Source organism: Actinacidiphila sp. bgisy167 (assembly GCF_057707665.1).
The window spans coordinates 14,458-40,456 of sequence record NZ_JBYIQP010000005.1 but is presented as its reverse complement, the minus strand read 5'-3'; the positions used below and the strand labels follow the sequence as shown (position 1 = coordinate 40,456).

The following is a 25,999-nucleotide window of genomic DNA, read 5'->3' as shown; positions in this document are numbered from 1 at the left end:
CCCTGTGACCGGGAAACGCACATTAACTGACCATTGGTTCCCATTTATGGCGCAGCCCACGCAGAGCCGGTCACATCCGTTCCTCACTCCCCCGGAACACCGGGGGCCTCGCAAGAGAAGGGCCCGGCGCGGATTCCGTGTCACGACACGGAATCCGGCACCGGGCCCTCCGTCGCACCGCACCCCGTCCCCACGGGTCGGCGCGTGCGGGGCCCTCCCACCGCTCAGGGGCGGCCCCGCAGCTCACTTTCCCCTTAGAGGTCGCGCGGACAGGCGGGCTGGCGTCGCGGGTCGATGGCTCTCGCCTGGCGGCGTTGTCGTCGGTCGCCGCAGCTCCGCTGCGTCTCCCTTCTCCGCCTTGCCGAACTCGGCCCTCGACCCGCTCCCTTCTCCACCCCGCCTGTCCGCGCGACCTCTTACATGTGGACGACCGGGACGGCCCCGGCATTCCCGTCTTGAGCTGTGATTCTGTTCGCCGCCGGGAATTCCCGTGCGCGGGCCGAGCCCGGCGTCCGCCCTGCCGGGCCCGCAGGGCCCCGATCGCACGGGACCGGCGGGCTGCCTAGAGTGGAGGCCGAGGACCGAGGAGGTGCGGGCCGTGGCCGAGCAGCACGCGGGCGATCGCCCGGAGAAGGCGATTCTGGACCGGATCAGCGCGATGGTCTCCGACGAGAGGACCTTGCGCGAGCTCCTCAGCGAGGGCCGGATGGACGGCGACACCGAACGTGCGCGGCTCGAAGCGCTGGAACGCGAGCTCGACCAGTGCTGGGACCTGCTCCGCCAGCGCCGCGCCAAGACGGAGGCGGGCGAGGACCCGAACGAGGCGAGGGTGCGTCCCTCGCGCACCGTGGAGGGCTACGAGTCGTGAAGAGCGACACGAAGAAGAGCGACACACAGGTGACGGACGCCGTCGGCGCGCGGCGGTACGAGGCGCGCGTCGACGGCACGCTGGCGGGCTTCGCCACCTACATCCGCACCCCCGAGATGATCGCCTTCCTGCACACCCAGGTCGACCCGCAGTTCGAGGGCCGCGGCGTGGGCTCCGCGATCGCCCGCCACGCCCTGGACGAGGCGCGTGAACACGGCCAGAGCGTACTGGCGGCCTGCCCGTTCATCTCGGGCTGGATCGCACACCACCCCGAGTACGAGGACCTGCAGTACCAGCCGCGCAGCGTGGTCAGCGACTAGCGCCGGGCCGCGCCGTCCGGCGCGGCCCGCGAGTCCGGCGGTCACGACGCGCGCTACGGCTCCCGCGCCTTCGGTCGACGTGGCCACCGGACGCGTCAGCGCGACTTCGCCCTCGCCCGGGGGGCGTGTTCACCGCTGCCGTCGCGCAGCGGCCGCGTGCGGGCCGCGTGCCGCCCTGGCGGCACGCGAGCGACAACATCCGGCCCGTCGACAGCGGCGCGGGCGGTTGCCGGGCGCCGGCCGGACGCCGGCCCACGAAGCGGCCGACACATGCGGCGCACGGGCACGAACCGCAGGGCCGACGGCAACCCGATCTCGCGCGGCAGGTCCGGGTCCCGGTGTGCCCGCGGTCTCGGCGCCTTCGCGTCCTCGCCGGGGCGCGGGTCAGGCCAGCGACGCCGTGAGCGTGATCTCGGTGCCGGCCAGCGCCTTGCTCACCGGGCAGTTCGCCTTGGCGTCCTCGGCCGCCTTGATGAACGCCGCCTCGTCGAGCCCGGGCACCTCGCCCTCGACGGTCAGGTGGATGCCGGTGATGCCGGTGCCCGGCGTGAGGGTGACGTCGGCCTGGGTGCGCAGCCGGGTCGGCGGGGTGCCCGCCTTGCCCAGACCGGCCGACAGGGCCATCGAGAAGCAGCTGGAGTGGGCGGCGGCGATGAGCTCCTCGGGGCTGGTCTTCCCGCCCGGCTCCTGCGAGCGGGCGACCCAGGTCACCGGGTACTCCCCGACGCCGGAGGAGTCGAGGGTCACGACCCCGCTGCCCTCCGTCAGGCTGCCGTCCCAGACGGTGTGCGCGATCCGCGTGGTGGAGTGCGGCGTGCTGGACATGGTGGATCCTCCCGAGTGCGAGTACGTCGTGCGGGTCCAAGTGTTCACCACCGCGCGCCGCTTCGCGAAGCGATCTCCCTCCCGTCGGCGTCCGGGTCGCCCCCTGTCAAACCGCCATCACCCACACGAGTGGCTGTACGCGGCTATTTCACCGACCCGCCTCCTGCCGCCGTTCCGCCGTCCTACTTTCGGGACCTGGGACGCGGAAGTCGAGGAGTGAGCCTGGTGGTCGAATCCGTGCGGGTACCGATCCTCGCCTCGTGGGAGCGCTGTGAGACCGCCGGCCTCGACCCCGAGCGCTTCGAGGTCCCGTACCGCGAGGACCTCGACTTCACCGGGGCCCTGGTCCGGGCCGCCGGTCCCGTCCTCGACCGGCTCGCCGGCACGCTCTCCGGCACCCGCACCGCCGTGCTGCTCGCCGACGACCGGGGGATGATCGTCGACCGCCGTGCCGCCGAGCCCCCGCTGCTGCCCGCTCTGGACCGGGTGCGGCTCGCCCCCGGCTTCAGCTACCACGAACTCGACGCCGGGACCAACGGCATGGGCACCGCCCTGGCCGCCCGGCAGCCCGTCCGCGTCTCCGGCGAGGAGCACTTCTCCGCCGCCCTGCGGGGCTTCACCTGCTTCGGCGTGCCCGTCCGCCACCCCGTCAGCGGGCGGGTGGAGGGTGTGCTCGACCTCACCAGTCTGCACGGTGACGCGCATCCCCTCATGGCCGAACTCGCCCTCGGCTGCGCCCTCGCCATCGAGCGGCGGCTCCTCGAGCAGTGCGGCGCACGCGAACGCGCCCTGCTGCACACCTACCTGACCGCCGAGCACGGCCGCGCCTCCGCGGGCGGCTGCCTGCGGCTCGACGGCACCGGGCACGTCCGGCGCGTCGGGCCTCCGGCCGGACTCACCGACGGCGACGAGTCGGCACTCGCCGGGAGCGCGGCCGATCTGATCGCCGCCGGACGGCGGGACGCGCTCGAACTCCCCCTCTCGCAGGGCCGCACGGCGCACCTTCTGTGCAGGCCGCTCGCCGCGGGCGGCGCCGTCGTGGAGGTCAGCCTGCCCGGGGGCGCCGGGTCCCCGCGTGTCCCCGACGCCTCCCACGGCGGGTCCGGGCGCCAGCCGCTGCTGGTCGGCGAGCCGGGGGTGGGCCGTCTCGCCGTCGCCGCGCGCCGCCGCCTGGAACTGCTCGGCGAGACCGCCCTGCGGATCGGCACCACCCTGGACGTCGCCCGCACCGCCCGCGAGATCGTCGAGGTCACCGTGCCCCGCTTCGCCGACGAGGCGACCGTCGACCTGTTCTGCCCCGTCCTGCACGGCTCGGCCCCCGGCGGCCCCGGGGCCGAGCTGCGCCGGGTGGCGGCGAGCGACGCTGCCCCCGGCGCCGCGTACGCCCCGAACACCAGCGGCGAACCGGTCCGCTTCGCCCCCGGCAGCCCCCAGGCCAGAGCCCTGTGCGGCAGCTCCGCCGTCCGTGACACCTCCCCGGGCCCGGACGGCGAACCGCGCGCCGTCATCGCCGTCCCGCTGCGCGCCCGCGACACGCTGCTGGGCGTCGCCACCTTCGCGCGGGCCGCGCGGGCCGAGCCCTTCGCCGACGACGACCTCACCCTCGCCGGGGACCTCGCCGCCCGCGCCGCCGTCTGCATCGACAACGCCCGGTTGTTCACCCGCGAGCACCAGCTCGCCCTCGAACTCCAGCGCAGCCTGCTGCCGAACGGCGTGCCGGAGCAGCGCGCCGTGGACGTCGCCCACCGCTACCTCCCGGCGGCGCGCGGCCGGGTGGGCGGCGACTGGTTCGACGTCATCCCGCTCTCCGGGGCGCGGGTGGCGCTGGTCGTCGGCGACGTCGTCGGGCACGGCATCCACGCCGCCGCCGCCATGGGCCGGCTGCGTACGGCCGTGCACAACTTCTCCGCCCTCGATCTGCCCCCGGACGAGCTGCTGGGCCGCCTGGACGACCTCGTCGTCCGCCTCGACGAGGAGAGCAGCACCGGTCCCGGCCTCGCGGGCGCGACGTGCCTCTACGCGGTCTACGACCCGGTCACGCGGCGCTGCCGGCTGGCCCGCGCCGGCCACCTGCCACCGGCGCTGCTCGCCCCGGACGGCGGGGTGTGCTTCCCCGACCTGCCCGCCGGACCGCCCCTGGGCCTGGGCGGACTCCCCTTCGAGGCCGCGGAGTTCCCGGTCCCCGAGGGCAGCGGCCTGGTCCTCTACACCAATGGCCTCATCGAGGGCCGCCACCTCGACCCGGACACCGGCATGCGCCGCCTGGGCCGCGCCCTCGCCGCCCTCCCGCGCGACAGCCCGCCGGAGGAGGTCTGCGCCGCGCTCGAGGCCGCGCTGCGCCCCGCGCCCTGCGCCGACGACGTCGTCCTGCTCGTCGCCCGCACCCGCTCCCTGGACGAGGCCCAGGTGGCCTGCTGGGACGTGGCCGACGACCCCGCGGCCGTCTCCGCCCTGCGCTCCGCCATCACCCACCGGCTGCGGGACTGGGGCCTGGACGAGCTCGCCTTCACCACGGAGCTGATCGCCAGCGAGCTGATCACCAACGCCATCCGGCACGGCGCCGGCCCCGTGCAGGCCAGGCTGCTGCGCGACCGGGCCCTGGTCTTCGAGGTCGCCGACGCCAGCGGCACCTCCCCCCGGTTGCGCCGCGCGGCCAACACCGACGAGGGCGGCCGGGGCATCTTCCTCGTCGCCCAGCTCTGCCGCCGCTGGGGCACCCGTTACACCGAACGGGGCAAGGTCATCTGGACGGAACAGCAGCTGCCCGCCTGAGGCCGCCCGGACGTGCCCCTCCAGGAGCACGCCCCGGGCGGGGCGGCGCCGCCCCGGGTGGGACCGGTGAGAGCGGTGGGACCGTGCGGTGACAGCGGCGGTGAGACCGGGGGCTCCGGCTGTGCGCGGACGCGGCGTTGCCTACGGTGGAACCATGACAACGGCGGCTGACAGCGGTACGAGCACGCGCACGGACACCTACGACGTCATCGTCATCGGCGCCGGCCCCACCGGGGAGAACGTCGCCGACCGGACCAGGCAGGCCGGACTGACCACCGTGGTGGTCGAGGCGGAGCTGGTCGGCGGCGAATGCTCGTACTGGGCGTGCATCCCCAGCAAGGCGCTGCTGCGCCCGCAGGCGGCGCTGGAGGCCGCGCGGGCCGTCGCGGGGGCCCGGGAGGCCGCGGGCGGGCGACTGGACGCCGCCGCGGTGCTGGCCCGGCGCGACTGGTGGACGGGGAACTGGAAGGACGACGGGGCGGTGACCTGGCTGGACTCGGTCGGCATCGACCTCGTCCGGGGGCGCGGACGGCTCGACGGCCCGCGCCGGGTCGTCGTCGAGACCCCGGACGGCGGCGAGCGCGTCCTGCTGGCCCGGCACGCCGTGGCGGTCTGCACGGGCACCCGCGCCGAGCTGCCCGGCATCGCCGACGGCCGCGTGTGGACCAGCCGCGAGGCCACCAGCTCCTCCGAGGTGCCGGGGCGGCTCGTGGTGGTCGGCGGAGGTGTCGTCGGCGTCGAGATGGCGACCGCGTGGCGGTCGCTCGGCTCCGAGGTGACGGTGCTGGTCCGCGGCTCCGCGCTGCTGCCGCGCTGGGAGCCGTTCGTGGGCGGGCTCGTCGCGGAAGGGATGCGCGCCGCCGGGACGGAGATCCGCTTCGGCGTGTCGGTGACGGAGCTGCGGCGCGCCGATGCGGCCGGGCCGGTCACCCTGCTGCTCTCCGACGACTCCGCACTCGTCGCCGACGAGGTCCTGTTCGCCACCGGACGCGCCCCGCACACCGACGACCTGGGCCTGGAGACGGTCGGCCTGACCCCCGGCTCGTGGCTGGCCGTCGACGACACCTGCCTGGTCGAGGACGTCGAGGGCGGCTGGCTGTACTGCGCGGGCGACACCAACCACCGCGCCCTCCTCACCCACCAGGGCAAGTACCAGGGCCGTATCGCCGGGGCCGCCATCGCCGCCCGCGCCAAGGGCGAGCCCCTGGACACCGCTCCCTGGGGCCGGCACACGGCCACCGCCGACCACAGCGCCGTCCCCCAGGTCGTCTTCACCGAGCCCGAGGCCGCCGCCGTCGGCCTCACCGCCGAACAGGCACGGCAGGCGGGCCGCCGCGTGAAGGTCGTGGACTACGAGATCGGCAGCGTCTCCGGCGCCGGCCTGTACGCCGACGACTACAAGGGCAAGGCCCGCGCCGTGGTCGACCTGGACCGGGGCCACCTCGTCGGCGTCACCTTCGTCGGCCCGTCGGTCGGGGAGATGCTGCACGCGGCCACGATCGCCGTCGCCGGCGAGGTGCCGCTGGAGCGGCTGTGGCACGCCGTACCGGCCTTCCCCACCATGAGCGAGGTGTGGCTGCGGCTGCTGGAGACCTACCGGGACGCACCGGACGGCGAGGGCTGAACGCGCAGGGCGGCCCCGGGCGCCTGCCGATAGGATCGCGCCCTGCTCGTGGAGTCGAGTCCAGGTCTGTCGAGGGGACATCTGAGGTGGGGATTTTCCGGCGCGGGCCGAAGCGTGACCAGCGGGACGCACCCCGCGACCCCGAGTACGCCTTCTTCTCGGTGGACGAGGGCGCGCGCTTCCGCGCGATCGTGCGGGAATCGTTCGCCGAGCTCGGGCTGGAGGTCACCGTCTTCACCGACATGGTGACCGACGACTCCGGCCGCCGCTTCGGGCTCGGCAACCTCGCCGCGCTGTGCCACAACGACCGGCGCGGCCCGCGCGTGTGGCCGCAGCTGGCGCGCGAGCACATCGGGGCGGTGCTGCGCACGCTCGACGGGCCCTCACCGCTGGAGACCATGCCCGCCGAGGAGATCCGCGAGCGGCTCTACCCGCGCCTCGTCCCCCCTGACGCGATCGACCCCGAGACCTTCCGCTACGCCCGCGTCGCCGCGCCCGGGCTGCTGGAGGTGCTCGCCCTGGACCTCCCGGAGAGCGTGATGACGCTCGCCGACCACGCCCTGGTCCCGCTCGGCGACGCCCGCGAGCTGCGCGGCCGCGCCCTGCTCAATCTGCGCGACCTTCCGGTGGAACGGCACGAGGTCGTCCGGCACGCCGACGTGCGCTTCGACGTCCTGGTCGGCGACTCCTTCTTCACCGCCGCCCGGGTGCTGGTCCTGGACGAGCTGGTGGAACGGGTCACCGGGAAACCGCTGACCGCCGACGGGGCGCTGGTCGCCATGCCGTTCCGGCACCAGCTGGCCTTCCACGCCATCCGCGACAGCGGCGTCATCCCCGCGCTCAACGGCATGGCGGGTTTCGCCGCGGCGGGCCACGAGGACGCGGTGGGTCCGATCAGCCCGTACGTCTACTGGTGGCGGGACGGCGTGCTGACCCAGCTCAGCCACAAGGACGGCGACGGGCTGCTGATCACCGTGGGCGAGGAGTTCCAGGACGTCCTCGAACGACTCGTGCCCGACCAGGCCGGCGACGACAGGTGATCCCGGCGGCCCCGCGGGTCGGCCGTCGCACCGCTGACCGCCGCCGTCCCGGAACGCCTCCGCCCCGTGACGCCGGCCTCAGCCGCTCTCAGCAGGACGAGGGCGCCCGGGCGGCGCCACGGGGTTCGGCGGCGCCGCCGCGTGCAGCTCGCCGGGGTCGGAGCCGGAGCCGGAGCCGAGGTCAGAGCCGGAGCCGGGGTCGGAGCCGGTCGCCTCGCCGGCCCGGGGCCGCAGCGGGTTCGGCAGCGGCTGGTAGCGGGCGGCTGCGCCGTCCGCCTCCGTCCAGCGCAGGAGCAGATTGGTCTTCGCGGGGATGTGCGGGGCGGCGAGCAGCTCCCGCAGCGGTGCCGGGTCGCCGTGCCCGGCCGCCCACTCCTGGAGGAAGCGCCGGGCCCGCGCCCACAGCGCCGGGGTGAGGCCGGGGTGGCGTTCGGCGGCCGCGCCCGCGATCTCCAGCAGGTTGTTGGTGACGAGGCAGTACACCAGGCGCTCCCAGCCGTGGGCGGCGTCCACACCGGGCCCGGCGGCGTCCGGCCGACGACGGCGGCGCAGCAGCTCCCGGTGCCGCTCCTCGACCAGCTTGACGCCCTCGTGGTCGCGGAAGAGCGCCTGGCCCGGCAGGCCGTCGGCGTCCACGGCGACGAGCACGTTCTGCAGGTGGCACTCCAGCACCACCCCGTGCCGCAGATACGCGTGCAGCACCGGCGGCACGACCTGCCGCAGGTACGCCTCCCACCAGGCCAGCGTGTCCCGCGCGGTGAGTCCCGGCGCGGCGAGCGGGCTGCCCTCGTACCCCTCGGCGACGGCGGCCGCGAGCAGCGGGGTCAGCCCGGGCCGCACGTGCCCGCCGAAACCCTCGCGGACCAGCACGGCCAGCGCCTCGTACGGGTCCCGGCCGCCCAGGGCGGCGGTGCGGTACCCGCGGTCGGACAGGACGTCCGCCTCCGGGACGCCGCGCAGCACCTCGTCCACCGGGCCGAGCCAGCGCAGATCGTGCCGCCACAGCCGGCGGATGTCGTTGGTGATCCGCACGTCGAGGCTGAACTTCAGGAAGAGGTCGGCCTCGGGCAGGTACACCGTCCGCAGGGACGCCGTCGGCACGGCCGGCACGGCGGTGCGGCCCAGGCGCAGCAGGCGCCCGTCGTGGAAGGCGGGGAGGTCCCCCAGCAGGGCCAGCTGCCAGGGGTGCGCGGGCAGCACCCGGTAGCCGCCGGGAACGTCCGGGTACAGCCGGTCGAGCACCGCGGTGTCGCCCTCCCCTGCCAGCAGGTCGGCGCGGACCGCGAGCAGGGTGAGCGGAAAGCTCGCGTGCGCCTCGGGCGCGTAGGGCAGCCAGCTCTCCGGCGGGCCGCCACCGCGGCTCTTGGGCGCGGGGTGGTAGCGGTGCCCGGCCACCAGGGCCTGCTCGGAGCGCAGATAGGGATCGGCGGGCGGCGGCGTGCGGTCGCGGGCTTCCAACAGGGCGGCGAGCACGTCGCGGCTGTCCGCGATCTCCGCGGGCAGCCCGGGGGCGGTCACACCTGTGCGGGCGGTGAGCTCCGCCGAGGCGACCTCGACCAGGCCCTCCAGCGGGAGCGGCCGCCAGCCGTCCCGGGTGCGCAGCTCGGGGCCGGTGGGGCGCCGCCCCGGCCGCGTCCGCAGCAGCCGGCCGGTCGCGGGCAGCCGGTGGACGAGACGGCCGCCGTCCTCACCCGCGGCCTCGGCGACCTCGCGCAGCAGGCAGTTCAGCAGGGCCGTCGCGGACAGCGCCTCGGCGCGTTCCCAGGCGTCACCCACGGCGGCTCGTCTCCACGGGCGACTGCGCTGGTCGAAGCACGGTCGGCGACCTCCTGCGTAGGGTAGGCACCCAACATGTACCCGCACTCGGCGGCTGCGACGCGGCGCCCTTTGGAGACGGCGTTCGCCGGCGACCTGGCGGCGCTCCGACCCGATTTGCGCGACGCGTACGCCGCCGCGCTCCCCGGCGCCCGCGCCGCCGTGCTCGGCCGCCTGTGGCGCGCCCTGCTCCTGGAGCCCCTGCCGGGGATCGCCTCGCGCGGTCCCGGCCGCGTACTCCTGCACGACGGCCGGGTGCTCACCGGGCCGCGGCGACTGCCGCACGACCTGGGGTCGCCGGCGGACGAGACCGTTCTCCTGTTGGACGGCCGGCCCCAGGAGCATCCGGCCGCCCTGGTGGAGGCCCTCGGCCTGCCGGGGTCGGGCCTGCTGCGCGAGGAACTCGACCACAGCGTCGCCTCGCTCGCCCTGTCCCGCGCGGGAGCCGCGGACGCCGCGCAGGCGCACGGCTCGCGGGACGGCGGCGTCCGGCCGCCGTCACTCGCCTCCTACGAGCAGGGTGTCGTCGACGGCCACCCCTACCACCCGTGCTGCCGCAGCCGCCCCGGCTTCTCCGTGGCCGAGCAACTGGCCTACGGTCCCGAGCACCGGCCCGTCGTCGCCCTCGACCTCGTCGCCGTCCCCGCCGCCGAGTGCCTGGTCGCGGGCGTCTGGCCGGACCGGTTCCGGGACGGCGACCGGCTGCTGCTGCCCGTCCATCCCTGGCAGACCCGGCACATCCTGCCAGCCCTCGGGGTGCGCCCTTATGCCGAGGCCGCGGTCCCCGCCCGGCCCCTGATGTCGGTGCGCACCCTCGCCCCGCGGGGCGGCGGGCCGCACCTGAAGACGGCGCTGAGCATGCGGATGACCTCGTCCGTCCGCGACATCTCCGCCCGCTCGGTGACCGACAGCGCCCCGTTGTCCGGGCTGCTGGACGAACTGGCCCGGCGGCTCGGCCCCGGCACGCTGCACATCACCCGCAACCTCGGGGCGGCCTGCGCCGTCGTCGGCGGTGAGGCCGTCCCCGACCTCGCCGCGATCCTGCGGGAGTCCCCGGCCGGCTTCGCGGACCCCGCGGCCGGCGAGAGCGTGCTGCCCGTCGCCGCCCTCACCGGGCGCCCCGCCGCCGGCGGACCGCCGCTGCTGCGCTCCCTGCTCGCGGCCGCGGCACCGGGCCCGCCCCCGGACGGCGCCGCGTGGCTCACCGCCTTCGCCGGGCTCGCGCTCCCGGCCCTGCTGCGGCTGCTGTCCTGGGGCGTCGCCCTGGAGGCGCACGGCCAGAACCTGCTGGTCGTCCTCGACCGGCACGCCCGGCCGCTGCGGCTGGTCTACCGCGACCTCGCCGACGTCCGGATCAGCCCGGCCCGCCTCGCCCGGCACGGCGTCCGCGTGCCCCCGATGGGCCGCGGCCTCAGCGACGACCCGGCGGTCCTGCATTCCAAGCTCTACGGCTCCCTGGTCGCCACCACGTTCGGCAGCCTCGTCTCCGCCCTCGGGGAGGGCCACCGCCCCACCGAGGCCCGGCTGTGGGACGCGGTGCGCACGGAGGCCGTCCGCGCCTTCGACGCCCACCCCACCACGGCGGACGCCCTCGCGGACCGGGCGGCCCTGCTCCGCGCCCCCGAACTCGCCGTCAAGGCCCTGACGTCGATGCGGCTGGAGACCGCCGCGCACGGCGACCAGTGGACGGGACTGCCCAACCCCCTGCTCTGACGCGGGGTTTCCCGCGGCCGGGCCGTCCCGTCGGGGCGCCCGTCAGGTGACGCTCCACAGGCGCCGGTAATAGGCTGTCCGCTCCGGGTCGGGGACTGTGCCGTACGCCTCCAGGAGCGCGTCCTCCCAGCCCGGCCCGTAGTTCCACTCGGTGCTCCATGTGGCGACGGCCAGATCGGCCCAGCGGTCGGCGACACCGAGGGCGCCCATGTCGACGTGGCCCGACCAGGAACCGTCCTCGCCCAGCAGCGTGTTGGGCGCGCAGGGGTCTCCGTGGCACACCACGAGCCGGTCGACCGGGGGCGCGGGCGGCAGGTCCCCCGGCACGCGCCTGCCGGCCCTCCGGGCGCGTTCCAGGCGGGTGCCGACGGACCAGTCGTACGGGCAGCGGTCCACGGGCAGCCGGTCGTGCAGCGCGCGCAGCCCGGCGCCCAGCGCGCGTACCGCCGTGCCGGGGTCCGCCGTCCAGCGCGGGCTGACGGCGCTTTCCCCGGGCAGCCCGCGCGTCACCAGCCAGGCGCCCGCCTCGTCCGTCCCGTACTCCAGGACGGGCGGCACGGGCGTGAAGCGGCTCGCCCACTCCAGGCGCTCGGCCTCGGCTCCCAGGTCGAGCCCCGAGCCGGCCGGCGCCCACTTGGCGAACAGCCGGTCCTCGCCCGCGCCCAGCCGGAACGTCACCCCGCCCGCCTCGTTGCGCCACACGGGCAGCGGCGCCCGCTCCCCCGCCAGCGCGCTGATCCGCGCCGGCACCTCCACCTCGCCGTCCGGCGGCCCCGACATCAGAATCTCCACCGCCGCATGCTCCTCCCCGCGCCCCGCACGGCGCCAGCCCATTTCACGCGTCCGGGACCGCGCGGCAGGGCAGGCCGCTATGCGGCGGCGACCCGTGTGCCGGGGTCCCCGGTCGCGGACGAGGAGCGGGCAGCAGGCTTGACATCCTCCCGGGCTTAAAGGCCCGGGATTCCCGCCTGCTCCCACACAAGCCGTGTGGGTCGCTTCGGGTGGGTGACGGTCGCGGCCTACCGCGAGCCGCCGCCTGCCTCGTCGCCCGCGGTGAACGCGTTCGCGATGAAGCTGACGACCATGGCGCGTCGCTCGTCGTCCTCCTTGGATCCGTACAGCATCAATGTCCCGTGCTCCTCGCCGTCGACCGCGACGAGGCGCTTGTCCGACGCCGCGGACGCCTCGTAGAGCTCGCGGATCTGCCGCTCGTGCCCTCCCTGCATGTCGTCGTGCTCGACCAAGAACATCGAAGGCGCCTTGATCTTCTTGACCGCCGCCACCGCGTCGCCGTCACACCGCGCCGGCGAGGAGAGCAGAGCCAGGCCCGCGAGGGGTATGCCGCTCGCCACGCCCTGCGTGGCCGCGGTGGTTCCGCCGCAGGAGGCCCCCGCGAGGAAGACCCGCTTCGTCCCGAGGTCCTTGAGCTTGTCGAAGGCGGCCTTCGCGTCCAGGGCGCTGGAGGAGTCGGACTTCTCAGAGGCGACGTGGTTGCGGAACTCCGGAAGCATCACCCGGTAGCCGCGTTTGGCGAACTCCTCGGCGAGGTCGAGGAAGTTGCAGATCTGGCCTCCGTACTGATGCCCGAAGTAGACGGCGTCCGGCCCCTTGCCCAGGATCAGTGTGGAGAGGTGCTTGCCGTCCTGTGTGGTCAGTGTCGTGACGTGCTCATACAGCCGTCGGGGCACGCACTTGTTGACGAGGTACCCGGACGGCGTCCGCACGGTGTCCTCGGGGTCCGCCGGCCGGTACGACACCGGCTTCTCGGTGACAGCGTCCTCGGGTTCCTGCGTTCCCTGCGTTCCCTGCGTTCCCTGCGTTCCCTGCGAGGGGTGGACGACCGCGGACTTCACAGGAGACGGGCTGTTGTCCAGCGCCTTCACCGCTACCGGGGCGGGCGCGGCGCAACCGCCGAGAACCACGGCGGCGGCGGCCAGGGACAGTGCTGCGGCGCGGTGACCGGCGCGGCGTTTCCAGGGCAAGGAGTTCCTCCTGAGAGTGCGAAGGCGCGACTGTTGGACGTGCTGTCAGAGGGATTCGACTACCTGTCCATGCCCAGAGACGTCCGAGCCGCGATGAGGTTGGAGAACGTGACGGAGGACACAGTGCGTGGCGACGTCGACAGCCCTGGCGGGCCGATCCGTTCGGCCGCGCACACAGGCGCGGGCGCATGGCGATTCCGATACCGCCGTGGCCACCGGGCGGGTCGGGAGCGCGCCGGCGCCCGCCCGAGATCAGCCGCCTGCGACCGACCGTCCGCGACATCGCACCCGTCTTCTACGCGATAGCCCCGGGGAAAACTGCGACGATGTCCCCCGATTCTCCAGCGGAGGGCATGTGTTCGTTTTCGCGTGCGCGGGATGCGGCGCCGAACTGACCGCCCCGCTGTCCCGGTCGCCCTGCCGGCACACGCTTACCAGAAGTACGGGAACGGGCTGCGGCTCCCGGTGCTCATGGAGGCAGGCACGTTCGCTGAGGATCCGGAGCCCCGGGGACCGCCATGGCGGACATGGGCGGAGGTCCATCCGGCCGAGGCAGTGGCCCGCGGCATCTACGCGTCGGTCTACGCCGTCTCCGACGGTGCCCTCGACTCGACCGTCGACGGGCGTCGGCACGTTCCTCTGGGCGGAGGACCAGGCCCTGCGACTGTGCATCGACCCCAAGTTCCAGAAGGACCGCTGGGGCGCCGACGAGCCCGACGAACTCCTCGACGTCATGCGCCGGATCGGCTCCCATCTCTGGAGCTTGCCCGCGAGCTCGTCCCGAGTGGCGCTTCCCTGCGGCGGCTGCAATCCGGTGCATTCGCGGTGACGATGGAGATCTACACGCATGTCCCGTCCGAGGCGACGCGCAAGGCTCTGCGCAGGCTCGGCAAGCATCTCGACAAGCAAGATCGACCGTAGTTGCTGTACTTCGCTGCTGTACGGCATGACAAAGCCCCTGCCGGATCTCTCCGACAGGGGCTTTGAGCTGCTGTGGACCTGAGGGGATTCGAACCCCTGACCCCCTCGATGCGAACGAGGTGCGCTACCGGACTGCGCCACAGGCCCTTGCAACGAGGAAAACTCTAGCATCCCGCCGAGGGTGCTCGGCGCGCCCCCCGCGCTGGGAGGTCACTCGTTGGCCGCTCGGGGCCGGCCGCGGTCGGCGTGCTGGTCGAACAGAGGGGTGCGGGAGCGGTCGCGGGAGCGGCGCGGGGTGACCGGGGCCGTGGAGAAGGTGGGCCGGGGGGCCGGGACCTCCCAGGTGTCCTCGGCGGGGACGCGCTGCTGGTCGACCCACTCGGCGTGGTCGGTCTGCTCCACCAGGGCGCGCCGGTCGGCCGTCGCAGGCTCCTCGGCGGGCTGTGCGGGCTCTGCCGCGTCGGGCGCGTCCAGGCCGGGCTCGCGGGTCGTACGGGCCTCACGCAGGCGTTTGGCGGCGTCGGCGGCACGGCGCTGGTCGAGCTTGACCTCGAAGCGGCGGCGTTCCTGCGTGCGCAGATAGGCGATGTAGAACGTGAGCAGCACGGCGGGCGCGGCCGGGGCCCAGAGGAAGGCGACACCGCCGACCGCGGCGACGATCATGCCGGCGGTGAAGGCGAGGAAGAGCAGCGTGATGGTGCGGCGTCGGGCGGCGAGCACCTTGGCGCGCGGATCGGGCTTCCTCACCGTCCGGGGGTGCGCCTGACCGCCCTGCTTGCCGGGCTTGCCCGGCTTCCCGCTCTGCCGGGACTTCGGCTTCACCTCTGTCGCGGGTACGGCAAGGGCCCGGACGTCGACCGCGGGCTCCGCCTCGGTCTCCGATTCCGGGTCCGCCGTCTTGGCGTACCTGCGCTCCAGCGCCGCACGTCCGGACAGCAGCCGGATGGCGGTACTGAAGCGCTCCGTCGGGCGCGCTTCGTTGAGCTCGTCCTGCCTACGGAGCCACATCGGCACCAAGTAGGCAGCCCAGGCCCCGACGATGACTGCGTAGATGAGGCCGCTGCTGCTCACGCATCACACGGTAGGGGGGTCGGCCACACGGGATACGCAATTCGGCGCGGTGTGTCGCACGATCTGGCTGATACTCCGAAATTTTTTTCTGATCGTGCCCACATCGGAGTCGAATCGGCGGCCACTTTCGAACAAAGATTTTATTTGTGAGCCGTTCCCGGTCGCGTCCGGTGCCAGCGCCGGAGCATTCCCTCCGGCACCTCCTCCGCCGTCAGCGCGAAGACCAGGTGGTCGCGCCACGCCCCGTCGATGTGGAGATAGCGGGGGCGCAGTCCTTCCTCACGGAAGCCGAGTTTCTCCACCACCCGGCGGCTCGGGGTGTTCTCCGGCCGGATGCAGACCTCGATGCGGTGCAGTCCCACCGCACGGAAGCTGTGGTCCACGGCGAGCGCGACCGCGGTGGGCATGACCCCGCGCCCGGCGACGGCCTCGTCGACCCAGTAGCCGATGTGGGCGCTGCACATGGAGCCCCACGTGATCCCGGCGACCGTGAGCTGACCGGCGAGCCGCCCCTGGTACTCGACGACGAACGGCATCATGCGGCCCGCGGCGGCCTCGTGGCGCAGATGCCGGACCATCTGGCGGTAGGTGGGCCGCTGGGTGAGGTGGCCCGGCGGCGCCGGCGGCACCGTGGCCTCCCAGGGCCGCAGCCACTGCCGGTTGCGCCGGTTCACCTCGCGCCAGGCCCGCTGGTCGCGCATCCTTATCGGGCGGAGGAGGACGTCCCCGTCCGCCAGTTCGGCCGGCCAGGACCCGTTCAGCTCGGTCTCCCAGACGTAGGGTGGTCGCCGCCGTGGATCTGCTCGACGGCATGGACGAGGATCGGGGCCAGGACGGCCAGGCCGTCCTTGACGCCGCCGGTCGATCCGGGGAGGTTCACCACCAGGGTGCGCCCGGCGACACCGCAGACGCCACGCGACAGCGCGGCCGTCGGCACCTTCTCGCGGCCCGCGGCCCTGATCGCCTCCGCGACTCCGGGGACCTCGTAGTCGAGGACCCCGCGGGTGACCTCCGGGGTGCGGTCGGTGGGCGAGATGCCGGTGCCGCCGGTGGTGACCACGACGTCGTACCCCCCGGCCACGGCCTCCCGCAGCGCGTCGCCGACGGGCTCGCCGTCGGGGACGACACGCGGGCCGTCGACGGTGAAGCCCATCTCGCGCAGTCCGGCGACGATCAGCGGGCCGCCCCGGTCCTCGTAGACGCCGGCGGCGGCGCGGTTGGACGCGGTGATCGCCAGTGCCCTCATCGGGTGCGGCTCCAGTCGCCGGACTTGCCGCCGGTCTTCTCCTCCACCCGCACGTCCGTGATGACGGCGGCCTTGTCGACGGCCTTGACCATGTCGACGACGGTGAGCGCGGCGACGCTCACCGCCGTGAGGGCCTCCATCTCCACGCCCGTGCGGTCGGTGGTCTTCACGGTGGCGGTGATGTCCACGGACGAGTCGCCCACCGAGAGGTCGACCTTCACCCCGGAGACGGCCAGCGGGTGGCACAGCGGGATGAGGTCGGGGGTGCGCTTGGCGCCCATGATCCCGGCGATGCGCGCGGTGGCGAGGGCGTCGCCCTTCGGCACGCCCTCACCCCGCAGCAGTTCGATGACACGCGGCGACACCAGGACCCGGCCGGTCGCCCGGGCGACGCGGGTGGTGACGTCCTTCTCCGAGACGTCCACCATGCGGGCCGCCCCCGCGTCGTCGATGTGCGTCAGATGCTGCTGTTCTGTCATCGGTCCGGCACTCCCACTGCTCGCCGCGTGCTCGCGTGGGCAGTAACGGTACCCGCTCAGTCGAGCAGCACGACGTCGACCTCCGAGCCCGCCGCGACCTGCGTCGTGTCCTCGGGCACCACGATCAGCGCGTTCGCGTGGGCGAGTGCTTTGACCAGGTGCGAGCCGGCGCCGCCCACAGGGGTGACCCGGCCGGTGGCGGGGTCGTGGCGGCCGCGCAGGAACTGCCGCCGGCCCTTGGGCGAGGAGGTCAGATCGCTGTCGCACACGGCCCGCACCGTCGTGCGGAACACCGGCTCCACGCCCATGAGGGTGCGGATGGCGGGCCGGACGAACAGCTCGAAGGAGACGTAGGCGCTGACCGGGTTGCCGGGCAGCGCGAGCAGCGGGGTGCGCTCCGGCTCCGGCGGCGCGGCCTGCGCGTCCTCCCCGTCGCCCCCCGCCTCGGCGCGTGCTCCGGCGTCGATGAAGCCGAAGCCCTGCGGCTTGCCGGGCTGCATCGCCAGCTTGCGGAACTCGATCTCCTCGCCGAGCGCCTCCTTCACCACGTCGTACGCGCCGACGCTGACGCCGCCCGTGGTGACCACGAGGTCCGCCCGGATCAACTGGTCCTCGACGGTGGCCCGGAAGGTCTCGGCGTCGTCCACGACCGCGCCCACCCGGTAGGACTGGGCGCCGGCCTCGCGGGCTGCGGCGGTGAGCATGTAGCTGTTGGAGTCGTGGATGCGGCCGGGGCCCAGCTCCTCGCCGGGCGGGACGAGTTCGCTGCCGGTGGAGACCACGACCACCCTCGGCCGGGGCCGCACCCGTACGGTGGCGCGGCCGACGGCGGCGAGCAGGGCGATCTGCGGCGGGCCCAGCACCGTGCCGGCGCTGAGCGCCAGCTCGCCCGCCGCGACGTCGCTGCCGCGCGCCCGGACGTGGTCGCCCCGCTCCACGGGTCGGTAGACGCGGACCTCGCCGCCCACGGCGTCGGGGCTCCGGCTCGCGGCCGGCATGCCGATGACCGGGTCGCCGCCCGTGCCGCCGTCGGTCCACTCGACGGGCACCACGGCCTCGGCGCCGGGCGGCAGCGGGGCGCCGGTCATGATGCGGGCCGTCTGACCCGGTCCCACGGTGGGCAGTTCGCCGCTGCCGGCCGCCACGTCACCGACGACGGTGAGCACGGCCGGATGTGAGGCGTCGGCGCCCAGGGTGTCGGTGGTGCGGACCGCGTAGCCGTCCATCGAGCTGTTCTCGAAGGGCGGCAGCGGAACGGGCACCATGACGTCCTCCACGAGGACGCACCCCTGGGCGTCGAGCAGTTGGAGCTCGATGGGCTCCAGCGGCTTCAGTTGCCGAAGGATGTTGTCGAGGTGCTCCGAGACGGACCAGACGCGGTCGGCCGTGCCACTGCTCAATCTTGCATCTCCTCGCTGACAAACGTGCGCAGCCAGGACCGGAAGTCCGGCCCCAGGTCATCACGTTCGCACGCCAGTCGGACAATCGCACGCAGGTAGTCGCCCCGGTCTCCGGTGTCGTAGCGCCGGCCGGTGAAGATGACGCCGTGCACCGGACCGTCCGGGCCGCCCTCCTGGGCCAGTTCGCGCAACGCGTCGGTCAACTGGATCTCGCCGCCGCGGCCGGGCCGGGTCTTGCTGAGCACCGCGAAGATCGACGGGTCCAGCACATAGCGCCCGATGACCGCGTACGCGGAGGGCGCCTCCTCCCGCGCGGGCTTCTCGACGAGGTCGGTCACGCGGACCACGTCGTCGTCGCCGGTGGGGACTATGGCGGCGCAGCCGTAGAGGTGGATCTGGCTCGGGTCGACCTCCATCAGCGCCACGACGCTGCCGCCGTGTCGCTCCTGCACCTCGATCATGCGGCCGAGCAGCGGGTCGCGGGGATCGATCAGGTCGTCGCCGAGCAGCACAGCGAAGGGCTGGTCCCCGACGTGCGGCTCGGCGCAGAGAACGGCGTGGCCGAGGCCGCGCGGGTCGCCCTGGCGCACGTAGTGCATGGTGGCGAGGTCACTGGACTCCTGGACCCGCGCCAGGCGCGCCTCGTCGCCCTTGGCGGTCAGCGCCGACTCGAGCTCGTAGTTGCGGTCGAAGTGGTCCTCGAGCGGCCGCTTGTTCCGGCCTGTGATCATGAGGACGTCGGAAAGGTGCGCGGCGACGGCCTCCTCGACGACGTACTGGATTGCGGGCTTGTCGACCACCGGCAGCATTTCCTTGGGCGTCGCCTTTGTGGCGGGCAGGAAACGGGTGCCAAGCCCGGCGGCAGGGATGACCGCCTTGCTGATCCGGGTACGCGCGTGAGTCATGGGGCAACGATAACCGCTGGCTATGAGGTGAAGATGAAGTTCCGGTTGCTTGATGACGAAAGGCGGCGCTTGCACGTCAAATGAGTGATGGCGAGATTATCAAAAGGGAATTGCGAGAACGCCTCCTCCAGGTGAGACGCGGGTTGACTGCCGATGACCGGGCGGAGGCCGAACGGGCGATCGCGCAACACGCCCTGGCCCTGTCCGCGTTCTCGCGGGCCCGGACCGTGGCGGCGTACGTGTCGGTGGGCGCCGAACCCGGCACCCGCGCACTGCTCGAGGTGCTGCGCGAACGCGGGGAACGGGTGCTTCTGCCCGTCCTGCTGCCCGACAACGACCTGGACTGGGCGCTCTACGAGGGGCCCGGCACCCTGCGGCCGGCCGCCCGGGGCCTGTACGAGCCCACCGGCCCCCGTCTCGGCCCGGACGCGGTCACCGAGGCGGACGCGGTGCTGCTCCCCGGACTGGCCGTCGACGGCCGGGGCCGGCGGCTGGGCCGCGGCGGCGGCTCGTACGACCGGGTCCTGGCCCGGCTGGACGCGGCGGGCGCGACGCCGGCGCTGGTGGTGCTGCTGTACGCGCACGAGGTGCTGGACCGGGTGCCCTGCGAGCCGCACGACCGGCCGGTCGACGCGGTGGTGACGCCGCAGGGCGTACGGCGCTTCGGCGGCCCCTGAGGGCGGGGGCTCGAGGGGCGGGCGGCACCAGAGGCGAGGGGGGCGGAGGCGAGGGGGACGGAGGCGAGGGGGACGGAGAACGCCCAGCAGCGGGTCAGCGCCTCGGGGACGAACGAAGGGGGCGGGCCTGACGGCCCGCCCCTTCGTGTCACGTTCCGCCCGTCACGGTCACGGCGTCAGCTCGAGGGTTTCCTGCGTCGCCGTGTCGACCCGCGGCTTGCTGAACATCCACGGCAGCAGCTCGCCCGCGGCCCACTTGGCGGTCTGGTCGGTGTAGTGGGCGCTGTAGGCGTGGCCGGAGGCGCCCGTCAGGTTGATCCACCGGGACTTGTCGAAGTCGGCGAGCGAGACGACCATCCGCATCGACGGCACCCAGACGACCTCGTAGCCGCCGGCCGCGTTCCAGCCGGTCGCGTTGACCGCGGCCTCGCCGCCGCCGAGCTGCCACGGGCCGCGGTTGAGCAGCCAGCGGACGACGGCCGGGCCACCGGTGCCCAGGGTCTGGTTGCGCAGCTCCAGGGTGTGGAGGCGGCCCCAGCTCCAGGTGTCGATGTTCTTGCCGAGCTTCGCGGTCAGCTCGTAGCGGGCGTCCTTCATGGCCCGGGCGAACAGCTCGTCGCGGGTGGTGTGCGCCCGGTCGCTGTCCTTGTCGTAGAAGGCCGAGGGGGAGTCCGTCCACCACGGGTTGTCCTCGTCCTTCACGATCGAGCGGACGACCTCGAACCAGCGGTCGCCGCCGTCGGGCTGCGCCTGGTCGGCGGCGCGCAGGCCGCACTCGCGCACCAGCTCGGGCTTGCCGTCGAGGTCGTCGACCGGGCCGGACCTGTCGGCGGCCGGGACGGTCAGGCACTGGCCCACCGGGCGCAGCTCCTTGGGCAGCTTGTTGCCGAAGGCCAGCTTGAGGATGTTGCGCCAGACGGCGTTGAAGTAGGCCGCCGGCGCCGAGTCGGCGTCCTGGTTGTAGTCCCAGCCCTCCAGGAGCTTCTGGGCGTTGCGGACGTAGTCGTCCTTATCGTTCCTTATGTCGATCTTCAGCAGGTACGGCACCAGGAGTTTGGCGATCTCGCTGCTGTTGTCGCCCTGCATCTCCTGCATGTCGTCCATGGAGACCAGGCCGCCGTCCTTGATCTTGGACTGGATCAGGTCGCTGATCCGCTGGCTGCGGGTGCCGTAGCCCCAGTCCTGGGTGAGCAGGTAGGGGTACTTGTCCTGGTCGACCACGGCCTGGTTGGCGGTGACGATGTAGCCGCGCTGCGGGTCGAAGTCGTACGGCATCTCGGAGAAGGGGATGTACCCCTTCCACTGGTACCGCGAGTCCCAGCCGGGGGCCGGGTAGGTGCCGTCGTAACCGCCGGCGCGGATCGGGATCCGGCCGGGCGCCTGGTAGCCGATGTGGCCCTTCGGCCCCTTGTTGTCGGCGTAGATCAGGTTCTGGGACGGGACGGCGAAGTCGCGGGCGGCTGCCCGGAACTCCTCCCAGCCGGTCGCGGAATCGAGCTTGAAGACCGCGTCCATGGTGTTGGACGGGGTCAGCGCAGTCCAGCGCAGGGAGACCGCGTAGCCCTCGGCACGGTCGGGCGCGGAGTTGGGCACCGGTGCGCGGTCGCCGACGGTGCGCAGTTCGGCGCTGCGATCGGAGATCACCGGGCCGTTTCCGGTGCTGCGCACCGTGATCGTGCGGTCGGCGCCGCCGGCGACCTTGATGGTCTCCTTGCGGGTCTCGAAGGCCTTCTGCTTGCCGTCGTAGAGGTACGTGTCGGTGGTGACCTTCTCCAGGTAGAGGTCGGTCACGTCGGCACCGAGGTTCGTCATGCCCCAGGCGATCGACGAGTTGTGCCCGATTATCACACCTGGCATGCCCGAGAAGGTGTAACCCGCCACGTCGAAGGGGCAGTCCTTGCCGACGGTGTTGCAGTGCAGGCCCATCTGGTACCAGAGCGAGGGCATCTGCGGAGCCAGATGCGGGTCGTTGGCCAGCAGCGGCTTGCCGGTGGTGGTGTGGTCGCCCGAGACCACCCACGAGTTGGAGCCGATGCCGTTGCCGTTGGGGCCGAGCAGCGCCGGGATCTGGTCGAGGGTGTCGGAGAGCGAGGCCAGCTGCGACTGGACGTTCTGCGCCGCGCCGGAGGTGTCGGTGGCGGCGCCCGGGCCGGCGCCGGTGGCGGTGGCCGTACCGGTGCCGGTTGCCGTGAGGGATGCCGCGTCGGTCGCCGTGCCGAGTTCCGTGCCGGTTTCCGCGTCGGCGCCGAGTCCCGTGCCGGTCTCCGTGCCGCCGCCCTCGTTCACACCGACTGCGGGATCTATGCCCGCTTCCGTGCCGCTTCCTGCCGGTTCGTACTCATCGGTGAGGTCGTCCACCCTGCCGCCCTCGACGATCGGCTTGTTCCGGGCGTACGGGTAGGCGGGGTAGAGCTGGGCGATCTGCGCGCGGCTCAGCCGGCTCGACAGCAGGGCGCGGTCGATCTCGTCCTGCATGTTGCCGCGCAGGTCCCAGGCCATCGCCTTGAGCCAGGCGACCGAGTCGACCGGGGTCCACTTCTCCGGCACATAGTCGTTGCTGAACTTCAGCGCCGCGTACTCGACGGACAGATCGGCGCCCGAGTGGCCGTCCAAGTAGGCGTTGACCCCGTCGGAGTAGGCCTGGAGGTACTTCTTCGTGGTGGCCGACAGCTTGGTGTCGTACTCCTGCTGGGCGACCCGGCGCCAGCCGAGCGTCCGCAGGAAGGCGTCGGTCTCGACCTGGCCGCTGCCGAACATCTCCGACAGCCGGCCGGCGGTCAGGTGCCGGCGCACGTCCATCTCGTAGAAGCGGTCCTGGGCCTGGACGTAGCCCTGCGCGCGGAACAGGTCCTCGGGGGTGTCGGCGTAGATCTGCGGGATGCCGTTGCCGTCGCGCTTCACTTGGACGGCCCCGGTCAGGCCCTTGAGCTGCAGGGTTCCGGTGGTCTGCGGGAGGGAGGCGCGAACGGTGGCGACACTCCAGTACGACCCGTAGACGATGCCCGCCACGAGCACGAGCACGACCCCGATCACGATGAGGCGCGTGCGGCGGGACTTCTTCTTGGCGGGCATCGATGTCCTTCGAGGGGCAGGGTGGACCGATTGCTAGGGGCCACCTTAGGCGTACCGAGACGTAGCTCCCCAAGCGGTGTCGGACCTGTGGACAGAGATCGCGCAACCTCAAGCACCGGTAAAATCTTAGGCAGAGCAACGAACTTCGCTGGAAGGACCGGCTCCTGACCGTCGAACGCCTCAATGAACTCCTGCTCGTGTGCGCCCTCGTGCTGCTCATGGCGGTGGTCGCCGTGCGCCTCTCCTCACGCAGCGGCCTGCCGAGCCTGCTCCTCTACCTGGGCATCGGCGTCGCCATGGGACAGGACGGGCTGGGAATCGCCTTCGACAATGCCGAATTGACACAAGTGTTGGGATATGCCGCACTTGTGGTGATTCTGGCCGAGGGTGGACTTGGCACCCAGTGGCGGGAGATCAAACCGGCGGTCCCGGCGGCGGCGGTCCTCGCGACCCTGGGCGTCGCGGTCAGCGTCGGCGTCACCGCCGCGGCCGGACACTTCCTCGTCGGTCTGGACTGGCGGGTGGCGCTGCTGATCGGCGCAGTGGTCTCCTCCACCGACGCGGCGGCCGTCTTCTCCGTGCTGCGCAGGGTGCCGCTGCCGAGCCGGCTGACCGGTGTGCTCGAGGCGGAGTCCGGATTCAACGACGCCCCGGTCGTCATCCTGGTCGTCGCCTTCTCCGAGCACTGGCCGGTGCACAGCTGGGGCGTGCTGCTGGGCGAGATCCTGCTGGAGCTGTCCATCGGCGCCGTGGTCGGCCTGGCCATCGGCATGATCGGCGCGTTCGCGATGCGCCGTGTCGCGCTGCCCGCCTCGGGCCTCTATCCGATCGCGGTGCTGGCGATCGCCGTCCTCGCGTACGCGGGCGGGGCGCTCGCCCACGGCTCGGGATTCCTCGCCGTGTACGTCGCGTCCGTCGTCCTGGGCAACGCCCGGCTCCCGCACCGCCCGGCGACCCGGGGCTTCGCCGAGGGCCTGGCCTGGCTGGCGCAGATCGGCCTGTTCGTGCTGCTGGGTCTGCAGGTGACCCCGCATGAACTCGGCGACGACATCGTGCCCGCGCTCCTGGTCGGCCTGGTGCTGACGATGGTGGCGCGGCCGCTTTCGGTGATGGCGAGCCTGCTGCCGTTCCGCAGGCCGTTCCGCGACCAGGCGCTGCTGTCCTGGGCCGGGCTCCGCGGGGCGGTGCCCATCGTGCTCGCCACGATCCCGATGGTGGCGGGCGTCCCGCAGAGCGAGCGCATCTTCAACATCGTCTTCGTCCTGGTGATCGTCTACACCCTGGTGCAGGGTCCGACGCTGCCCTGGGTCGCCCGCAGACTGCGCCTCGCGGACCTCGGGGGCGCGGAGGACCTGGGGATCGAGTCGGCGCCCCTGGAACGGCTGCGGGGGCACCTGCTGTCGGTGCGGATCCCACCCCGCTCGCGCATGCACGGTGTGGAGGTCGGCGAACTGCGGCTGCCGCCGGGTGCCGCAGTCACCCTGGTCGTCCGCGAGGGCAAGAGCTTCGTCCCGCTGCCGACGACGGTGCTGCGGCACGGTGACGAACTTCTCGTCGTGGCCACCGACCCGGTGCGGGACAAGGCCGAGGCCCGGCTGCGGGCGGTGGGACGCGGCGGCAAGTTGGCCGGATGGCTGGAATCGGGCGGTGCGGCCGGCCGTTAGCATGGCTGACGACAGTCATCACCAACTCTGCCTGATGCAGGGCTGGCGCGACCGCCCGGCGGCCGGACAGACCCGGTATCTACCTCGGTCATGCGCGAGAGGACAGCTCTCGGCGCACAGGAACGCGACCAGGCGTCCAGGGTGCGCTACCAGGCGGCGGAAAGGCCCGGCCGTGGGATCCACGGTCAGTCGTACATCTCGTAGGTCCATGCCGCGTACGCCGACGTCACATACGTCCACGTCGCGTGCGCCCGTGTCCGGTGGGGGTTCCCGTACGCCGGCGCGGCCGGGGTACGGGCAACTGCTGCGCACGCCGGGAGCGTGGGCCTTCCTGCTGCCCGGGTTCGCCGCGCGCCAGCCGTTCGCGATGCTGACGATCGGCATCGTCCTGCTGGTGCAGCACACCACCGGCTCCTACGGCACCGCCGGCGCCGTCTCGGCCGTCACCGGCGTCTCCATGGCGCTGTTCGCCCCGCAGAGCGGCAAGCTCTCCGACCGCTTCGGCCAGAGTGCCGTGCTGCTGCCGGGGGTGATCGTCCACTCGGCTTCCGGGGTGCTGCTGGCGCTGCTCGCGCTGGCGCACGCGCCTTTGTGGGCGCTGCTGGCGGTGGCGGTGCCCACCGGCGCCTCGGTGCCGCAGGTCGGGCCCATGGTGCGGGCCCGCTGGGCGGCCACGCTGCCGACCGGGTCGCCGCTGCTGCAGACGGCGGCGGCGTTCGAGTCCGTCACCGACGAGTTCACCTTCGTCATCGGGCCGGTGCTGGCCACGGCGCTGGCCACGGGGGTGCACCCGGCGGCGGGGTTGCTGTCCGAGGCCGTGCTGACGCTGGCCGGCGGGCTGCTCTTCGCCGCGCAGCGGCGGACCGCGCCCGCCTCGTCCCGGACCGTCCCGGGGGGCCGCGAGCGGGGAGCCTCGGCGCTGCGCGTGCCGGGGGTGCGGGTGCTGGCGGTGGCCTTCCTCGGGATCGGCACGGTCTTCGGCGGCATGCAGGTGTCCATGACGGCCTTCACGGAGGAGATCGGGCGGCCGGGCACCAACGGCCTGCTCTACGGGGTCTTCGCGGCCGGCAACATGCTCGCGGGCATCGCGTGCGGCGCCGTCGCGTGGAAGTCGGGGCCCAAGCGGCGCCTGGTCGTCGGCTACACGGCGCTGACCCTGGCCACCTCCATGCTGTGGGCGGCACACGCAGTGCCGCTGCTGGGCGGGCTCGGGCTCCTGGTCGGGCTCACCATCGCGCCCGCCCTGATCACCGGCTACACCCTGGTCGAGTCGCTCGTTCCCGCCGGGGTCCGCACGGAGGCGTTCACCTGGCTGACCGGCGCGGTGGCGTTGGGCCAGGCGGCGGCCGCCACGGCGGCGGGACGACTGGCCGACGGGCTCGGGGCGAGCGCGGGGTTCACCGTACCGCTGGTGGGCACCGGACTGGCGCTCGTCACGCTGCTGGCACTGCGCGGACGGCTGGTGCCGAGGCCGGGGGACGTGGTCGCGGCGCGCGGCGGCGGGACCGGCCACAGCAGTGGCATCGGTCACCGAGAGCCGGTCGCGGTGGACTGATGCCGCGGAATGCTGCACTATTGACCGTCGTTAGCACTCACTGAGTCAGA

Annotated in this window: 21 protein-coding genes, 1 tRNA gene and 1 pseudogene; 11 read left to right on the top strand and 12 right to left on the bottom strand. The window is 73.4% G+C overall.

Translation table 11 applies throughout. The features are described from left to right. Positions 1-598 precede the first annotated feature (598 nt). On the top strand, positions 599-868 hold the full coding sequence (locus AC3ET4_RS03135; RefSeq protein WP_431945582.1) for a DUF2630 family protein: 270 nt from the start codon (positions 599-601) through the stop codon (positions 866-868). Then, positions 865-1,188, top strand: coding sequence for a GNAT family N-acetyltransferase (locus AC3ET4_RS03130; protein WP_431945580.1), 324 nt, complete (start codon positions 865-867; stop codon positions 1,186-1,188). Before AC3ET4_RS03135 ends, AC3ET4_RS03130 begins: the two co-directional genes overlap by 4 nt. Before the next feature lie 384 nt (positions 1,189-1,572). On the opposite strand, the gene AC3ET4_RS03125 is transcribed toward AC3ET4_RS03130, so the two are convergent. After that, complete coding sequence (locus AC3ET4_RS03125; RefSeq protein ID WP_431945578.1) at positions 1,573-2,013, bottom strand: OsmC family protein; 441 nt, start codon at positions 2,011-2,013, stop codon at positions 1,573-1,575. A 225-nt stretch (positions 2,014-2,238) separates the two neighbouring features. Here AC3ET4_RS03125 and AC3ET4_RS03120 point away from each other — a divergent pair, with 225 nt between their 5' ends. From AC3ET4_RS03120 to AC3ET4_RS03110, 3 genes are all read left to right on the top strand, one after another. Continuing rightward, a complete protein-coding gene (locus tag AC3ET4_RS03120) occupies positions 2,239-4,785 on the top strand; it encodes a SpoIIE family protein phosphatase (RefSeq protein ID WP_431945576.1) in 2,547 nt (848 codons plus the stop codon). A 154-nt stretch (positions 4,786-4,939) separates the two neighbouring features. Beyond that, positions 4,940-6,409, top strand: coding sequence for a dihydrolipoyl dehydrogenase family protein (locus AC3ET4_RS03115; protein WP_431945574.1), 1,470 nt, complete (start codon positions 4,940-4,942; stop codon positions 6,407-6,409). 86 nt (positions 6,410-6,495) lie between these two features. Continuing rightward, positions 6,496-7,449, top strand: coding sequence for a hypothetical protein (locus AC3ET4_RS03110; protein WP_431945572.1), 954 nt, complete (start codon positions 6,496-6,498; stop codon positions 7,447-7,449). Positions 7,450-7,527: 78 nt separating this feature from the next. On the opposite strand, the gene AC3ET4_RS03105 is transcribed toward AC3ET4_RS03110, so the two are convergent. Further along, the gene (locus AC3ET4_RS03105; protein ID WP_431945570.1) at positions 7,528-9,225 is read right to left on the bottom strand and encodes an IucA/IucC family protein; all 1,698 of its coding nucleotides are present in this window, start codon (positions 9,223-9,225) and stop codon (positions 7,528-7,530) included. Between the two features lie 75 nt (positions 9,226-9,300). On the opposite strand from AC3ET4_RS03105, the gene AC3ET4_RS03100 reads away from it, so the two are divergent. Next, positions 9,301-10,977: an IucA/IucC family protein gene (locus AC3ET4_RS03100; RefSeq protein ID WP_431945568.1), complete on the top strand. Its 1,677-nt coding sequence runs from the start codon at positions 9,301-9,303 to the stop codon at positions 10,975-10,977. Positions 10,978-11,019: 42 nt separating this feature from the next. On the opposite strand, the gene AC3ET4_RS03095 is transcribed toward AC3ET4_RS03100, so the two are convergent. Both AC3ET4_RS03095 and AC3ET4_RS03090 read right to left on the bottom strand, forming a co-directional pair. Beyond that, complete coding sequence (locus AC3ET4_RS03095; RefSeq protein ID WP_431945566.1) at positions 11,020-11,769, bottom strand: aminoglycoside 3'-phosphotransferase; 750 nt, start codon at positions 11,767-11,769, stop codon at positions 11,020-11,022. Positions 11,770-11,996: 227 nt separating this feature from the next. Beyond that, a complete protein-coding gene (locus AC3ET4_RS03090; protein WP_431945564.1) occupies positions 11,997-12,959 on the bottom strand; it encodes an alpha/beta hydrolase family protein in 963 nt (320 codons plus the stop codon). A gap of 355 nt (positions 12,960-13,314) precedes the next feature. Here AC3ET4_RS03090 and AC3ET4_RS03085 point away from each other — a divergent pair. Together AC3ET4_RS03085 and AC3ET4_RS03080 are read left to right on the top strand one after the other, a co-directional pair. Continuing rightward, positions 13,315-13,562: pseudogene (locus tag AC3ET4_RS03085) on the top strand (hypothetical protein); the annotation flags it as partial. Then, the gene (locus tag AC3ET4_RS03080) at positions 13,558-13,788 is read left to right on the top strand and encodes a DUF6461 domain-containing protein (protein ID WP_431945562.1); all 231 of its coding nucleotides are present in this window, start codon (positions 13,558-13,560) and stop codon (positions 13,786-13,788) included. The pseudogene AC3ET4_RS03085 and the gene AC3ET4_RS03080, both read left to right, overlap by 5 nt. 165 nt (positions 13,789-13,953) lie before the next feature. On the opposite strand, the gene AC3ET4_RS03075 is transcribed toward AC3ET4_RS03080, so the two are convergent. The 7 genes from AC3ET4_RS03075 to galU form a co-directional block, all read right to left on the bottom strand. Then, a tRNA-Ala gene (locus AC3ET4_RS03075) sits at positions 13,954-14,027 on the bottom strand. 63 nt (positions 14,028-14,090) lie between these two features. Next, entirely contained in the window at positions 14,091-14,951 is an 861-nt protein-coding gene (sepX, locus tag AC3ET4_RS03070) for a divisome protein SepX/GlpR (RefSeq protein WP_431945560.1), read from the bottom strand. Between the two features lie 140 nt (positions 14,952-15,091). Beyond that, complete coding sequence (locus tag AC3ET4_RS03065; protein ID WP_431945743.1) at positions 15,092-15,712, bottom strand: GNAT family N-acetyltransferase; 621 nt, start codon at positions 15,710-15,712, stop codon at positions 15,092-15,094. Further along, positions 15,709-16,197 carry a MogA/MoaB family molybdenum cofactor biosynthesis protein gene (locus AC3ET4_RS03060; RefSeq protein WP_431945558.1) on the bottom strand — a complete coding sequence of 163 codons (489 nt, stop codon included), beginning with the start codon at positions 16,195-16,197 and terminating at the stop codon, positions 15,709-15,711. The genes AC3ET4_RS03065 and AC3ET4_RS03060 overlap by 4 nt, the downstream gene beginning before the upstream one ends. After that, entirely contained in the window at positions 16,194-16,676 is a 483-nt protein-coding gene (gene moaC, locus AC3ET4_RS03055; RefSeq protein ID WP_431945556.1) for a cyclic pyranopterin monophosphate synthase MoaC, read from the bottom strand. The genes AC3ET4_RS03060 and moaC overlap by 4 nt, the downstream gene beginning before the upstream one ends. A gap of 56 nt (positions 16,677-16,732) precedes the next feature. After that, positions 16,733-18,076 carry a molybdopterin molybdotransferase MoeA gene (locus AC3ET4_RS03050; protein ID WP_431945554.1) on the bottom strand — a complete coding sequence of 448 codons (1,344 nt, stop codon included), beginning with the start codon at positions 18,074-18,076 and terminating at the stop codon, positions 16,733-16,735. Beyond that, positions 18,073-18,981, bottom strand: a complete 909-nt coding sequence (gene galU / locus AC3ET4_RS03045; protein WP_431945552.1) for a UTP--glucose-1-phosphate uridylyltransferase GalU — start codon at positions 18,979-18,981, stop codon at positions 18,073-18,075. Before galU ends, AC3ET4_RS03050 begins: the two co-directional genes overlap by 4 nt. Before the next feature lie 80 nt (positions 18,982-19,061). On the opposite strand from galU, the gene AC3ET4_RS03040 reads away from it, so the two are divergent. Further along, positions 19,062-19,658, top strand: coding sequence for a 5-formyltetrahydrofolate cyclo-ligase (locus AC3ET4_RS03040; RefSeq protein ID WP_431945550.1), 597 nt, complete (start codon positions 19,062-19,064; stop codon positions 19,656-19,658). Positions 19,659-19,826: 168 nt separating this feature from the next. Here AC3ET4_RS03040 and AC3ET4_RS03035 read toward each other — a convergent pair whose 3' ends face one another. After that, positions 19,827-22,730, bottom strand: coding sequence for a penicillin acylase family protein (locus tag AC3ET4_RS03035; RefSeq protein WP_431945548.1), 2,904 nt, complete (start codon positions 22,728-22,730; stop codon positions 19,827-19,829). Between the two features lie 164 nt (positions 22,731-22,894). Here AC3ET4_RS03035 and AC3ET4_RS03030 point away from each other — a divergent pair, with 164 nt between their 5' ends. Both AC3ET4_RS03030 and AC3ET4_RS03025 read left to right on the top strand, forming a co-directional pair. Continuing rightward, a complete protein-coding gene (locus tag AC3ET4_RS03030) occupies positions 22,895-24,394 on the top strand; it encodes a potassium/proton antiporter (RefSeq protein WP_431945741.1) in 1,500 nt (499 codons plus the stop codon). Between the two features lie 208 nt (positions 24,395-24,602). Further along, positions 24,603-25,949, top strand: coding sequence for an MFS transporter (locus tag AC3ET4_RS03025; protein WP_431945546.1), 1,347 nt, complete (start codon positions 24,603-24,605; stop codon positions 25,947-25,949). Positions 25,950-25,999: the final 50 nt, after the last annotated feature.